We start from the raw sequence: 13,361 nt of genomic DNA, 5'->3' as shown, positions 1-13,361 counted from the left end.
CGCGTTAAGTTTTCCGACTGTCATTTTCAGTTTTCTTCTCGTGGTGGTCGTCGGGTATTGGCTGGTCGTCGTCACCGGCCTCTTCGAGCTGGACGACGACGCACCCTGGCTGGGCCTCGGGGGGGTCCCGGCCGGAGTCACGCTCTCACTGCTGATCGCGCTGGCCTGGCTGCTGTGCCTGATCGGCAGCCAGTTCGCCACCGGCGGCCTGCTGATCGCCGTCCCCTTCGCCGCCGCGGGCGGGGCCTGGCTCGCTACCCGCGGCCTGGTGGTCCCGCTGCGCCGGATCTTCCCCGAAGGGGACCGGCACTCGCGCGGCGACTTCGTCGGCCAGCAGTGCGTCATCCGCACCGGCACGGCCACCCACGACTTCGGCCAGGCCGAGGTCACCGCCGCCGACGGCTCGTCCGCGGTCGTGCAGGTGCGCACGACCGGGCAGGACCGCCTCGCGCGCGGCGACAAAGCACTCATCTTCGAATACGACGCAGACGGCGAATTCTTCTGGGTCATGCCCTACGAAAGCGAGCTGTGATGGACGTCATCTCAACAGGTTTCGGCGTTTTCCTCGCCGTCATCCTGATCATCGTGATCGGCCTGCTGATCCTCATCGGCCGCCTTTTCCGCAAAGTGGAACAGGGCAAGGCGCTGATCGTGTCGAAGGTCAACAAGGTTGACGTGACGTTCACCGGCGCCGTGGTGCTACCCGTGGTCCACAAGGCCGAGATCATGGACATCTCGGTGAAGACCATCGAGATCGGGCGGACCGGCCGCGAGGGCCTGATCTGCCGGGACAACATCAGGGCCGACATCAAGATCACGTTCTTCGTCCGGGTGAACAAGACCGCCGAGGACGTCATCAAGGTCGCCCAGGCCATCGGCACCGTGCGCGCCAGCGACGAGACGACGCTGCAGGAGCTGTTCAGCGCCAAGTTCTCCGAGGCGCTCAAGACGGCCGGCAAGCAGCTCGACTTCGTCGACCTCTACACCAAGCGCGACGAGTTCCGTGACGAGATCGTCCGGCTCATCGGCACCGACCTCAACGGCTACAGCCTCGAGGACGCCGCCATCGACTACCTGGAGCAGACCTCTCTGCTCCAGCTCGACAAGAGCAACATCCTCGACGCGCAGGGCATCCGCAAGATCACCGAGCTGACGGCCATCGAACACGTGCGCACGAACGAGTTCCAGCGCAACGAGGAGAAGGAGATCACCCGCCAGAACGTGGACGCCCGCGAGGCCATCCTCGAGTTGCAGCGTCGCCAGGCCGACGCCGAGATGAAGCAGCGGCGGGAGATCGAGTCCGTCAAGGCCCGCGAGGACGCGGAGGTCGCCCGCGTGCAGGCCGAGGAGAGGCTGCGCGCCCAGACCGCCAGCATCAAGACCGAAGAGCAGCTCGGCGTGCAGAAGGAGAACCAGGCCCGCGAGATCGCGGTCGCCGAGAAGAACCGCGAGCGCGTGATCGCCATCGAGTCCGAGCGCATCGAGAAGGACCGCCTGCTCGAGGTCATCGCCCGCGAGCGGGAGACCGAGCTGTCGCGCATCTCCAAGGACAAAGAGGTCGAGACCGAGAAGCGGTCGATCGCCGAGGTCATCCGCGAGCGCATCGCGGTCGACAAGACCGTGGCCGAGCAGGAGGAGAGCATCAAGCGGCTGCGCGTGGTCGAGGAGGCCGAGCGCACCCGCCAGCAGGTGATCATCGCCGCCGAGGCGGAGGCTCAGGAGAGCCTGGTCAAGGACATCAAGGCCGCCGAGGCCGCAGAGGCCGCCTCCAAGTTCAAGGCACGTGAGGAGCTCGTGCTCGCCGAGGCCCGGCAGCAGACCGCCGAGCTGGACGCCCGGGCCAAGATCCGCCTGGCCGAGGGCGTCCAGGCCGAGACCGCCGCGAGCGGGCTGGCACAGGTCCAGGTCAAGGAGCGCGACGCCGACGCCATCGAGAAGGTGGGCCGCGCCGAGGCCATGGTGCTGAAGGAGAAGCTGGCCGCCGAGGCCGACGGCGCCAAGATGATGGCGCTGGTCGAGGGGGAGCGGCTCAAGGCTCGGGCCGAGGGCGAGCAGGCGATGGCGCTGGCCGCCGCGGCCGCGGTGGGCGAGAAGCTGAAGGCCGAGGCCGAGGGTCTCACCGAGAAGGCGGCCGCGATCGCGGCGCTGGACGACGCCAGCAGGGGGCACGAGGAGTACCGCCTGCGCCTGGAGGCCGACAAGGAGATCCGCCTCAAGCAGATCGACGTGTCGCGGCAGGTGGCCGAGTCGCAGGCGAGCGTGCTGGCCGCCGGGCTCGCGAAGGCGAACATCGACATCGTCGGCGGCGACACGATGTTCTTCGACAAGGTGGTCGGCTCGATCACCGCGGGCAAGGTCGTGGACGGTTTCGTGGGCCACTCGCAGGTCGCCGGGGCGCTCGTGTCGCCGTACGTCAACGGCGAGGCCAGCCTGGCGGCCGACCTCGCGAACGTGGTCGGCGGCGTGCGTACCGAGGATCTCAAGAACCTGACCGTGTCCGCGGTGCTCATGCAGCTCATCCAGAACGGCGGCCCGCAGTCGTCGGCGCTCGGCGAGCTCCTGGAGACGGCCCGCCGCCTGGGCGTGGCCGACTCACCGGTGGCCGCGCTGGCCAGGGCGAAGGGCTGAACATCACGTGACCGAGCAGGGCGAGGGAGCCATTAGGCGCAGCAGCCTGCACGCAGGCCCGACGGAGGAGGGCCTGTGAGCACGCTGGAAGCCGGCGCGGAGCTGGAGGCGGGGACGTACGAGGTCCTCAGGAACCGGCTCCAGACCCAGGCCAAGGCCCTCGCGGCGGCGGCCGGGGCGCTCAACGGGGAGCGGCTGAAGGTCTTCGGCGGCGCGGAGCTGCGCCTGCTGGGCACCGAGCGCATCCGTACCGAGAACAACTGCGTCCCCAGGGACATCGTCTCCCTGGGCGACGTGATGTTGTTCGGCTACAACGTCTTCATCGGGCTCAAGCCGGAGACGACGGTGGCCGACGTGTTCGCGGTGCACCGGTTCTCCAGGGACGGCGACGCCTTCAGGTTCGACGCCGACAAGCTGGAGGCGCTGGCCGACCCGGCGTTCAAGAAGGACTTCGCCGAGCTCTACCGGTACTACAAGGAGACCCGGCTCCAGCAGCTCCGGCGGGTGGAGGGCAAGCTGCTCGCCGTGTTCCAGACGGGCCCCGCCGACCAGCGGGTGCTCCGCTGGGCGGTCGACACCCACGGGGTCCCGAAATATCTGGACAACCGGGGTGAGCGGGACCACGTCTTCCCGCCGTCGCACGACTTCGAGTGGACGCCGACCACCCGCGACGACCACGTGCTCGGCCGCCACCCGCACATCTCGATCGGCGGCGAGGTGTTCGTCGAGACCGTCGGCGGCGACCTCACCATCAAGATCGAGAACAACACGGAGACCGGTGCGGGCATCTACGCCGAGCCGGTCTCCGAGCCGCTGCAGAGCCTGGCCGACGCCGACGTCGAGTACGCCAGGGTGGGGCCGCTGATCCTGATGCGGATCAGGCCGTACAAGGAGACCGAGTGGCGTCACCTGGTCTTCAACACCCGCACCAAGGCCGTCGTCAGGCTGGACGGCATCGGCCAGGCCTGCCAGCGCCTCCCGGAGGACCAGGGCCTGATCTTCCCCGGCGGCTACTACCTGACGACCGGGGTCAGCAAGACGTTCGCCACCGACGTGACGGACCTGGAGTTCGAGCGGGTGGTCCGCTCGCCCAACGGCGAGGACGTCCTGTACGTCTTCCACGCCAGGGGTGACGGCCGCTCGCTGCTGCTGCCGTACAACGTCATCAGGAAAGAGGTGGCCACCCCCATCCTCTGCCACGGGTACTCGCTCTTCGACGACGGCACGATGGTGGTCTTCCGCGCCACCTCCGAGGAGCCGACCCGGGTCCACCCGATGCAGGTGTGGCAGACCCCCTACGTCTCCGACACGTACGCCGCCGCCCAACCCACCGGCACCGGCCCGCTCGAACGCATCGGCAACGCCGAGCTGGTGCGCGGCATCTCCGACTGCCTGTCCGTGTCCCGCATGGTCGAAGAGATGGCGCCGTCGGCCGGCACGTTCGAGGGGCTGATCGCCGCCTGCACGCGGGCCTTCGACTCCTACCACTGGCTCGGCGAGCACGGCCTGCGCGGGCCTCTCGCCGACGTACGCGCCACCGCCGAGCAGGTGCTCGACGAGTACGAGAACGTCGAGCAGCTCACCCACCAGGCGTCGGAGACACTCGCCTCGGCGACGGAGGAGACCGCCCAGCTCGTACGCCAGGCGCGGGCCGACAGCCCGGCCACCGCCGACGCCTGGGTGACCATGCTGGCCACGCTGCGCCGGGCCCAGGGCCGCCTGGTGACGCTGCGCGAGATCCGCTACATCGACCTGACCGCACTGGATTCGCTGGCCGCGTCCGTGGCGGAGGAGCTGGACTCGGCCGGGCGGCGGGCGGTCGCGTTCCTGGAGCGCGCGGAGGCGTTCACCGCCTACCACGCGGCCGTCGACCAGCTCGCCACCGACGCGGCCGCGATCGCCACGGTCGCCGACGCGGCGCCCGTCGCGGACCGGCTGGCGGAGCAGGCGGAGGGCCTGGAGGTGGTGACGGAGGTCGTCGGCTCGCTGGACATCGCCGACGCCACCGTCCGCACGTCCATTCTGGGGCGGATCGCCGAGGTGCTCGGCGGCGTCAACCGGGCGCGGGCCGTACTCGACGGGCGCCGGCGCGACCTGCTCGGCACCGAGGGCCGGGCCGCGTTCGCCGCCGAGTTCGCCCTGCTCGGCCAGGCCATCACCGGCGCGCTGGCGGTGGCCGACACTCCCGGGAAGTGCGACGAGCAACTCGGCCGGCTCATGCTTCAGGTCGAGAACCTGGAGTCGCGCTTCGGCGAGTTCGACGACTTCGCGACACAGCTGTCGGCCAAGCGGGACGACGTCTACGAGGCGTTCTCCGCCCGCAAGCAGACCCAGCTCGACGAGCTGGCCCGCCGGGCGGACCGGATCTTCGCCTCCGCCGAGCGCATCCTGGGCAGCATCACCCGCCGCCTCGGCGCGCTGACCTCGCTGGACGAGGTCAACACGTACTTCGCGACCGACCCGATGGTGGCCAAGGTCCGCTCGGCCGCCGGCGAGCTGCGGTCGCTCGGGGACGCCGTACGGGCCGAGGAGCTGGACGGGCGCGTCAAGTCGGCGCAGCAGGAGGCGGGACGGGCGCTGCGGGACCGCCTGGACCTGTTCTCGGACGGCGGCGAGACGCTGCGGCTCGGCCACCACCGCTTCGCCGTGAACACCCAGCCCATCGACCTGACGCTGGTGCCTCATGTGGAGCGGAGGAGCTCCGGGGGAGAGAGCGAGGGACGAGCCAACGAGCCCGGAAGCGGCCGCGACCATGAGCGCGTGCGGAGGAGCTCCGGGGGAGAGAGCGAGGGACGAGCCAACGAGCCCGGAAGCGGCCGCGACCATGAGCGCGTCTCGATGTACTTCGCGATCACTGGTACCGACTACCGCTCGCCCGTGCCGTCCTCCTTCGCCGACACCCGCCCCTTCTGGGACCAGCTCCTGGTGTCGGAGACGCCCGAGGTCTACCGCGCCGAGCACCTGGCCGCCTCGCTGCTGGACTCCGTCACCCCCGGTGCGCCCCTGGCCGATCTGGTCCGGCAGACTGCCGAGTCCCGGTACGACGAGGGGTACGAGCGCGGGGTCCACGACCACGACGCCACGGCCATTCTGGACACTCTCGTCCGGCTGCGCGAGGGGGCCGGGCTGCTGCGGTATCCCGCCGAGGTGCGCGCCATGGCCCAGCTGTTCTGGGCATTCGGCCTGGACGACGTTTCACGTAAAACATTCACGACCCGGGCCGTGTCCCTGATCCGAGCCCGCACGGTCTTCGGCATCACACCCGCCCTGGACGCACTGGCCGCGGAACTCGGCGGCTTGATCGCGGCCAGCGCGGCAGACGCATCGACAGCCGCCATGAACGACCTGGCAGGCGTGGCGGCATCCGGTGTGAACGGCATGGCAGCCGCGACGGCGGCGCTCATGGCAGGCGAGTATCTGGTCGAGGAGCTGGCGGGCAACCCCACCGGCTTCGTGACCAGCAAGGCCGCCCGCGACCTCCTCGACGGCTTCCGCCACTCCCTCGGCCCGGTCAAGCTGCGCGAGTTCGAGGACGACCTCAGGTCACTCCCCCTCCCCGAACGCCTGCAACTGGCCCAGGCCTGGCTGGCCGCCTACCACCAGGGCCCGGAAACAGCCGAGGCCATAGCCGTGCAGCTGTGCGGCGAACTCCCCCGCCACGACTCCAGCGCCGCCACCACAGCAACCGTCGACGGCCTCCTGGGCACCCACCCCCGCATCAAAGACCGCAAACTGCACATCCACCTGGACGAGATCCTCACCAGAACCCGCCGCTTCCGTCTGGAGCGGGTCCCGGCCTTCCGCGCCTACCAGCGCCGCAGGAGCGAGCTGGTCGAGAGCGAGCGCCACCGCCTCCGCCTGGACGAGTACAAGCCCAAGGTCATGAGCGCCTTCGTCCGCAACCGCCTCCTCGACGAGGTGTACCTGCCGCTGATCGGCGACAACCTGGCCAAGCAGCTGGGCGCGGCGGGCGCGAACAAGCGCACCGACCAGATGGGGCTCCTGCTGCTCATCTCACCGCCCGGCTACGGCAAGACGACCCTGATGGAGTACGTCGCCAGCCGCCTCGGCCTGGTCTTCGTCAAGGTGAACGGCCCCGCGCTGGGCCACGAGGTCACCTCGCTGGACCCGGCGGACGCGCCCGACGCGACGGCCAGGCAGGAGGTGGAGAAGATCTCGTTCGCCCTCGAAACGGGCAACAACACGCTGCTCTACCTGGACGACATCCAGCACACCTCGCCGGAGCTGCTGCAGAAGTTCATCTCGCTCTGTGACGCCCAGCGCCGCATCGAGGGCGTCTGGAACGGCCGGACCCGCACCTACGACCTGCGCGGCAAGCGGTTCGCGGTGTGCATGGCCGGGAACCCGTACACCGAGTCCGGTCAGCGCTTCCGCATCCCCGACATGCTGGCCAACCGGGCCGACGTGTGGAACCTGGGCGACGTCCTGTCGGGCAAGGAAGACCTGTTCGCGCTGAGCTACGTGGATAACGCCCTCACCTCCAACCCCGTGCTGGCGCCCCTGTCCGGCCGCGAGCGGGAGGACGTGGAGCTCCTCGTACGTCTCGCGAAGGGCGACACGACGGTCCGGCCGGACCAGCTCAGGCACCCGTACAGCAAGCCGGAGCTCGACCAGATCCTCAGCGTCCTGGCGAAGCTGGTCCGCGTTCAGGAGGTCGTGCTGGCCAACAACCGGGCGTACATCGCCTCGGCCGGCCAGTCCGACGCCGCCCGCACGGAGCCCCCGTACCGGTTGCAGGGCTCGTACCGGAACATGAACAAGCTGACCGAGCGCATCGTGCCCGCGATGAACGACGCCGAGCTGGAAGCGGTGATCGACGACCACTACCTGGGCGAGGCGCAGACCCTTACCACCGACGCCGAGGCGAACCTGCTCAAGCTGGCCGAGTTGCGCGGCCGCCTGACCCCCGCCCAGGCCGAGCGCTGGGCGCAGATCAAGAGCGCCTACCTCAGGGCCAAGGCGCTCGGCGGCGCGGACGACGATCCGATGGCCAGGGCGGTGGGCGCGCTCGGCCTGCTGGCCGACCGGGTGAGCGAGGTCGGCACGGCCATCAGGGAGTCCGACCGCTGAGAGCACGCCTCATTCCTCGCCCAGCGCCGTGGTCGCCTCCCGCTGCAGGGCCGTGGAGCGGGTGAGGAAGTCGAGGATCACTTCGAGCTGCTCGTCCGTGTAGCGCTCGTACAGCTGCGCCAGCGCGGCCACGAACGGTTCGAACAGCTCCCCGAACCCGGCCAGCCGCTCGTAGTTGATCTCGACGCGCACCCGCCGCCGGTCCTTGGTGTCGCGCACGCGCCGTACCAGCCACTTGCCCTCCAGCCGGTCGATCACGCCGCTGACCGTGGCCGGCGCCAGGCCCGTGTGCTGGGAGAGCTCGCCCGCCGTCAGCGGCCCGAGACGTTGCAGCAGGTCGAGGGTCTTCTCCTCGGTCATGCCAAGGCCGAGCCGCTCGCCCATGGCGCTGTGGTACATCACGGCGGCGTTGCTGCTCTTCCGCCCCGCAACCGCCAGCTCCTCCAGCAACTTCTTTCGGTGATCCGAAATATCTCTCGACATAACCCATACCTTCACCGTATATTTCGTTCGACCGAACGAAAGGTATCATGATGAAGGCTTTGATCATAGGGTGCGGAATTGCCGGCCCGGTCACCGCGATGGCGCTGCGTGAGGTGGGCGTCGAGGCGGAGATCTTCGAGGCGTACGGGCAGAGCGCGGAGAACGTGGGCTCGTTCCTCAACCTCGCCTCGAACGGCCTGGCCGCGCTGCGCACGCTGGGCGCGCACCGTACGGTGCTGGAGCCGGCCATCCCCACGCCGCGGATGGTCATGTGGAGCGGCTCGGGCAAGCGGCTCGGCGAGGTGGCCAACGGCCTGCGGCTCGACGACGGCACGGTGAGCCACACCGTCCTGCGCTCCGACCTCTACCGGACCGTCCGCGACGAGGCCGCGCGGCGGGGGATCCAGGTGACGTACGGCAAGCGCCTGGTCTCGTACGACGACCACGGAGGCGGGGTCACCGCCAGGTTTGAGGACGGCACGGAGGCCACCGGGGACCTGCTGATCGCCTGCGACGGCGTGCACTCGCACACCCGCTCGATCCTCGACCCGCAGGCCCCGGCGCCCCGCTACAGCGGGCTGTACAGCTTCGGCGGGATCGTCAAGGACACGAGCCTCCCCGGCGAGCCGGGCGTGTACAACATGGTCTTCGGCAAGCGCGCGTTCTTCGGCTACACGGTGGCCGATTCGGGCGAGACCTGGTGGTTCGCGAACCTGCCCAGGCGGCTCGGCGACGTTCCGGAGAGCTGGAAGGCGGAGCTGGTCAGGGCGTTCGAGGACGACGCGAACTCCTCCGCCCAGCTCGTCTCGCGCAGCGAGGTCGGACCGGCGCTGCCGATCCACGACCTGCCGCCGGTGCCCGTGTGGCACCGCGGCCGGGTCCTGCTCCTCGGAGACGCCGCGCACGCCACCTCTCCCAGCTCCGGCCAGGGCGCCTCACTGGCCGTCGAGGACGCGGTCGCGCTGGCCAGGTGCCTGCGCGACAGCGCGGATCACCGCGAGGCGTTCGGGCGCTTCGAGGCCGAGCGGCGGCCCAGGGTGGAGCGGGTGGTCGCGTACTCGCGAACGATCAGCAACAGCAAGGCCGCGGGCCCGGTGGGCCGGGTCTTCCGCGACCTGATGCTGCCGCTCTTCCTGAAGAAGAGCGCGAGCCAGGAGTCACTCGCCTGGATGTACCGCTACCAGGCGAGCCTGTGACACCGCCCCAGCGCTCGCGGGCACCAGCGGCAACCGCACGTCCGGGGTCGGGATCAGGCCCTGGGCGTGCAGCACGCCCTTGATCACGGTGGGGTTCGGCTCGGCGAACAGTGCGGCGGACATCCTGGCCAGCCGGTGCCCGAGCGCCCTGGCCCGGCCCGCGTCCCCCGCGTGCCAGGCGTCCACCAGGTCGGCGAAGCTCCGTGTGCGCAGGTGCGCCGAGGCGAGGATCCCGCCCGAGGCGCCCAGGGCGAGCAGCGGCGAGATGAACGCGTCGTCGCCGCCCACCACCTCGAACCCGTCGGGCAGGTCCCCGAGCAGGTCGACGGCGTCCTGATCGATCCCGCCGGCCGCGTACTTCACGCCTGCGACCATCGGGTGCGCCCCCAGCCGCCGCAGCGTCGCGGCGCCCACCGCCTGCCCGGTCCGGTACGGGATGTGGTAGATCACGAGCGGCACCGGCGTCTCCTCGGCCAGCGCCTCGAAGTGCGCGACGACCCCGCGCTCGCCGGGCCGCAGGAAGTACGGGACGGTCACCAGCGCCGCCCCCACCCCGTCCGGCAGGCTCCGCAACGCGTGCGCCGTCGAGCGCGTGTCGTTCCCCGTCACCCCCACCGTCAGCAGCGCCTCCCGCCGCACGCAGACGCGCGCGCACACGTCGATCACCCGCGCCACTTCCTCGGGGTCGAGCGCGGCCACCTCACCGGTGGTGCCGAGCGCGACCAGCCCGGCCGCGCCCTCGTCGAGAACCTGGTGGGCGAGCTTCTCGATGACGTCCAGGGCCACCTCGCCCGTCGCGGCGAACGGGGTGACCAGCGGTACGTGGATTCCTCTCAACATGCTTCGAGCGTGACCGACCGCGTCCCGTTAGGTCTAGTTCGGATTTCTTCGCTGGAACGTAAGCTCAACTTATGCTCGATCCGCGCAAGCTTCACCTCCTCCGCGAACTCGCCATGCGGGGCACGATCGCCGCCGTCGCGGAGGCGGTCACGTTCACGCCCTCGGCCGTCTCGCAGCAGCTCAGCGCCCTGGAACGGGAGGCAGGCGTGCCGCTGCTCGAACGCACCGGCCGTACCGTGACACTGACCCCGGCAGGACACCTCCTGGTGGAGCACGCGCAGGCCGTACTGGAGCAGCTCGAACGCGCCTCGGCGGCCCTCGCTGCCGCGCGGGGCGGGCCGTCGGGGCCTCTCCGGATCGGCGCGTTCCCCACGGCGGCCCGCGTGCTGCTGCCGTCCGCCCTCCGCCTGACCGGCGCGCATCCGGGGCTGGAGCCGATGGTCGCCGAGATCGACCCCGCCGACGTGTCGGCCGCGCTGCGGGCGGGGGAGCTCGACGTGGCGCTCGTCCACGAGTACGACTTCGTCCCGCCCGTCACCGACCCGTCCATCGAGACGGAGCCGCTGTTCAGCGAGCCGATGTACCTGACGAACCGGGCCTCGATCGCCGCCGCCCGCGATGACGTGTGGATCACGAACAAGCCCGGCACGCTCTGCCACACCATGGCGATCAGGGCCTGCCAGGCGGCGGGTTTCGAGCCGCGCGTCCGGCACCACATCGACGACTTCGACACCGTCCTGGCCCTCGCGGCGGCGGATCAGGGCGTCGCGCTCGTGCCCCACCTGGCCGCGACCGCGCCGCCGCCCGGGGTCGCGCTCACCCGCCTGCCGCTGAGCCGCCGCACGCTGGCGGCGTTCAGAAGGGGGTACGGCGAGCACCCGGCGATCAGGGCGGCCGTCGCCGCCTTCCGAACGGCGATCATCGACCTCCCATCAGCCCCCTGACCAGCTCGGCGTAGCTCGCGGCGAGCTTGTCGTGCTCGCCCGCGCGCAACTGGCTCGCGATCGGCTCCATGTGCAGCACGCCGAGCAGCATGTGCGCGATCTGCTCGGCGTCCACGTCCGGCCGCCCCGCGGCGATCAGCTCCGACACGTGCCGGTGCCAGAACAGGTAGATCGGATTGGCCTCCCTCGGCTGCTCGGGGGCGGCCTTCCTGGTGAGCATGGCGTGCTCATACGCCGCCACGAGGTTCCCGTTGCGCGCCGCCAGCACCGCCAGCGCCTCGAAGAACGCGACCAGCCGCGCGACCGGCGGCGCGCCCGGGCCGAGCGGCGGCGGCCCCTCGGTGACGGCCTCCTCCAGCTCCCGCACCCGCTCGGCCATGAGCTCCCGCATGAGCCCGGTACGGCTGCCGAACCGGTGGAAGACCGTCCCCTTGCCCACGCCGGCGGCTGCCGCGACCCGCTCCACGGAGACCTGCTCGGGCGGGTACTGCCCCAGCAGGTCCTCGGCCGCCCGCAGGATCGCCTGCCTGTTGCGCGCGGCATCGGCCCGCTCCCGACGTTCCATCCGGTCATTCTTTCGTATGGACAAACTTGACCAGAGGTCCATATATTAACTGGACCACTGGTTCACTTAATGCCTTTGAAGGAGCGAAGCATGCGCGCGATCGTCCTGCCCGAGACGGGTGGCCCGGAGCAGCTCAAGGTGACGGATCTGCCCCGCCCGCGCCCAGGCGAAGGTCAGGTCCTCATCCGTGCCCAGGCCATCGGCGTCAGCTACGCGGAGACCCAGATCAGAGCGGGCGCGCTGCCGTTCCCGCTGTCGCTGCCCGCCGTGCTCGGCGCGGAAGCGGTCGGTGAGGTCGTGGAGGTGGGCGAGGGCGTCGGCGCGGAGCTGCTCGGGACCACGCGGGTGGGGGTGACCGGCGGATTGGGGTCGTACGCCGAGTACGTGGCGCTCCCGGCCGCCATGACCTGCCCGGTCCCGGAGGGCGTGACGCCGGCGGACGCCTTGGCCGTGGCCGCGCCCGGCGCGATCGCCCTGGGCCTGCTGCACCGGGCGCGACTCGAAGGCGGGGAGACCGTCCTGGTGGAGGCGGGCACCAGCTCGGTCGGAAGCCAGGTGGTGCGGCACGCGAAGGAGTTCGGGGCGGCGAAGGTGATCGCCACCGCCGGGTCCGCCGCCAAACGGGCCCGGGCGGGCGAGCTGGGCGCCGACGTCGTGCTCGATCACAGCTCGCCCGAGTGGCCCGGCGAGCTGCCCGCGGACGTGGACGTCGTCTTCGAGTCCATCGGCGGGAGCTCGGCCAGGAGGGTGCTCGACCACCTGACGCCCGGCTCCGGCCGCATGCTCTACTACGGGCTGCTGAGCGGGGAACCCGCCGCCGTCACCGCCGCGGACCTGATGGAACGCGGCGTGACGATCGTCGGTTGCAGCGGCCCGGGGTGGGCCGGGGAGGTGTTCGGGATGCGCTATCCGGAGATGCTCGCCCGGCTGGGATCGGGGCGCGGCGAGGCGTTCATCGACCGCACGCTGCCGCTGGAGGAGGCCGCGCAGGCCCACCACCTCCTGGAGAGCCGCGCGGTCACCGGGCGCATCCTGCTCATTCCCTGATCTCAGGCGCCGAGGACAGCCTCGACAATGGCCGCGGCGCTGGCCGCGTCCTGGTCATACTCTCCGGCGGTCACCGCCACGACCAGCTCCTCGCCGGGCGCCACGAGCAGCCGCTGCCCGCCGTTGCCTATGCCCTGGACCCAGCGACGGGCTCCGGTGCCCACGTACCACTGGTAGCCGTACTCGAACCCGTCGTCGATCCTCACCCGCGGTCGCGACAACTCCTTGATCCAATCGCCGGGCACGATCCCCCGGCCGCCGTCGAGCACGAGCTGCCCGATGGCGGCCAGGCCGATCGGCCGCAGCCGCACCCCGGCCGCGGCCATCGCCAGCCCGTCGTCGCCCTTCGACCACTGGAACTCGGTGATCCCGAGCGGTCCGAAGAGCGCGGTGGCGGCGTACTCCTCCAGCGGCCGGCCCGTCCCACGTGCGATGATCCCCCCGATCAGCGCGCTCGCCCCGCCGCAGTAGAGCCACCGCTTGCCGGCCTCCTCGATGACGGGCCGCTCCAGCACGTACCGGTACCGGTCGGGGGCCAGCTCCATCCCGGGATACCGCCTCACACGG

The 13,361-nt window shown here is 70.8% G+C and carries 10 protein-coding genes; 6 read left to right on the top strand and 4 right to left on the bottom strand.

Annotation, left to right across the window (positions count from 1 at the left end; all coding sequences use genetic code 11):
• Positions 1-40 precede the first annotated feature (40 nt).
• From EJK15_RS02180 to EJK15_RS72555, 3 genes are all read left to right on the top strand, one after another.
• Positions 41-532: an OB-fold-containig protein gene (locus EJK15_RS02180; protein WP_240776716.1), complete on the top strand. Its 492-nt coding sequence runs from the start codon at positions 41-43 to the stop codon at positions 530-532.
• Complete coding sequence (locus tag EJK15_RS02175) at positions 532-2,628, top strand: flotillin family protein (RefSeq protein WP_138708634.1); 2,097 nt, start codon at positions 532-534, stop codon at positions 2,626-2,628. Before EJK15_RS02180 ends, EJK15_RS02175 begins: the two co-directional genes overlap by 1 nt.
• Before the next feature lie 75 nt (positions 2,629-2,703).
• Positions 2,704-7,719 (top strand): DNA repair ATPase, encoded by a 5,016-nt coding sequence (locus tag EJK15_RS72555; RefSeq protein ID WP_206060604.1) that lies wholly within the window; start codon positions 2,704-2,706, stop codon positions 7,717-7,719.
• Between the two features lie 9 nt (positions 7,720-7,728).
• Here EJK15_RS72555 and EJK15_RS02160 read toward each other — a convergent pair whose 3' ends face one another.
• The gene (locus EJK15_RS02160) at positions 7,729-8,202 is read right to left on the bottom strand and encodes a MarR family winged helix-turn-helix transcriptional regulator (RefSeq protein ID WP_138708633.1); all 474 of its coding nucleotides are present in this window, start codon (positions 8,200-8,202) and stop codon (positions 7,729-7,731) included.
• Positions 8,203-8,249: 47 nt separating this feature from the next.
• Here EJK15_RS02160 and EJK15_RS02155 point away from each other — a divergent pair, with 47 nt between their 5' ends.
• Positions 8,250-9,398: an FAD-dependent oxidoreductase gene (locus tag EJK15_RS02155; RefSeq protein WP_138708632.1), complete on the top strand. Its 1,149-nt coding sequence runs from the start codon at positions 8,250-8,252 to the stop codon at positions 9,396-9,398.
• Here EJK15_RS02155 and EJK15_RS02150 read toward each other — a convergent pair.
• Positions 9,360-10,238, bottom strand: coding sequence for a 4-hydroxy-tetrahydrodipicolinate synthase family protein (locus EJK15_RS02150; RefSeq protein ID WP_138708631.1), 879 nt, complete (start codon positions 10,236-10,238; stop codon positions 9,360-9,362). The genes EJK15_RS02155 and EJK15_RS02150 overlap by 39 nt on opposite strands.
• A 71-nt stretch (positions 10,239-10,309) precedes the next feature.
• Here EJK15_RS02150 and EJK15_RS02145 point away from each other — a divergent pair, with 71 nt between their 5' ends.
• Positions 10,310-11,182, top strand: coding sequence for a LysR family transcriptional regulator (locus EJK15_RS02145; protein WP_138708630.1), 873 nt, complete (start codon positions 10,310-10,312; stop codon positions 11,180-11,182).
• Here the strand turns inward: EJK15_RS02145 and EJK15_RS02140 are convergent.
• Positions 11,157-11,747 (bottom strand): TetR/AcrR family transcriptional regulator, encoded by a 591-nt coding sequence (locus EJK15_RS02140; protein ID WP_171074051.1) that lies wholly within the window; start codon positions 11,745-11,747, stop codon positions 11,157-11,159. The genes EJK15_RS02145 and EJK15_RS02140 overlap by 26 nt on opposite strands.
• A gap of 90 nt (positions 11,748-11,837) precedes the next feature.
• Here EJK15_RS02140 and EJK15_RS02135 point away from each other — a divergent pair, with 90 nt between their 5' ends.
• Positions 11,838-12,794 carry a quinone oxidoreductase family protein gene (locus EJK15_RS02135; protein WP_138708628.1) on the top strand — a complete coding sequence of 319 codons (957 nt, stop codon included), beginning with the start codon at positions 11,838-11,840 and terminating at the stop codon, positions 12,792-12,794.
• A 2-nt stretch (positions 12,795-12,796) separates the two neighbouring features.
• Here EJK15_RS02135 and EJK15_RS02130 read toward each other — a convergent pair whose 3' ends face one another.
• On the bottom strand, positions 12,797-13,357 hold the full coding sequence (locus tag EJK15_RS02130) for a serine hydrolase domain-containing protein (protein ID WP_240776713.1): 561 nt from the start codon (positions 13,355-13,357) through the stop codon (positions 12,797-12,799).
• Between the last annotated feature and the right edge of the window lie 4 nt (positions 13,358-13,361).

This window comes from Nonomuraea basaltis (assembly GCF_005893125.1).
GTDB lineage: Bacteria > Actinomycetota > Actinomycetes > Streptosporangiales > Streptosporangiaceae > Nonomuraea > Nonomuraea basaltis.
Note: the sequence above shows the minus strand (reverse complement) of the source record. Positions and strands in the feature narration are given on the sequence as shown.

Excerpts from the sequence above, each read along its gene's own strand:
- EJK15_RS02175 (WP_138708634.1), top strand. The coding sequence starts at position 532 with ATGGACGTCATCTCAACAGGTTTCGGCGTTTTCCTCGCCGTCATCCTG.
- EJK15_RS02160 (WP_138708633.1), bottom strand. The coding sequence starts at position 8,202 with ATGTCGAGAGATATTTCGGATCACCGAAAGAAGTTGCTGGAGGAGCTG.
- EJK15_RS02155 (WP_138708632.1), top strand. The coding sequence starts at position 8,250 with ATGATGAAGGCTTTGATCATAGGGTGCGGAATTGCCGGCCCGGTCACC.
- EJK15_RS02150 (WP_138708631.1), bottom strand. The coding sequence starts at position 10,238 with ATGTTGAGAGGAATCCACGTACCGCTGGTCACCCCGTTCGCCGCGACG.
- EJK15_RS02145 (WP_138708630.1), top strand. The coding sequence starts at position 10,310 with ATGCTCGATCCGCGCAAGCTTCACCTCCTCCGCGAACTCGCCATGCGG.
- EJK15_RS02140 (WP_171074051.1), bottom strand. The coding sequence starts at position 11,747 with ATGGAACGTCGGGAGCGGGCCGATGCCGCGCGCAACAGGCAGGCGATC.
- EJK15_RS02135 (WP_138708628.1), top strand. The coding sequence starts at position 11,838 with ATGCGCGCGATCGTCCTGCCCGAGACGGGTGGCCCGGAGCAGCTCAAG.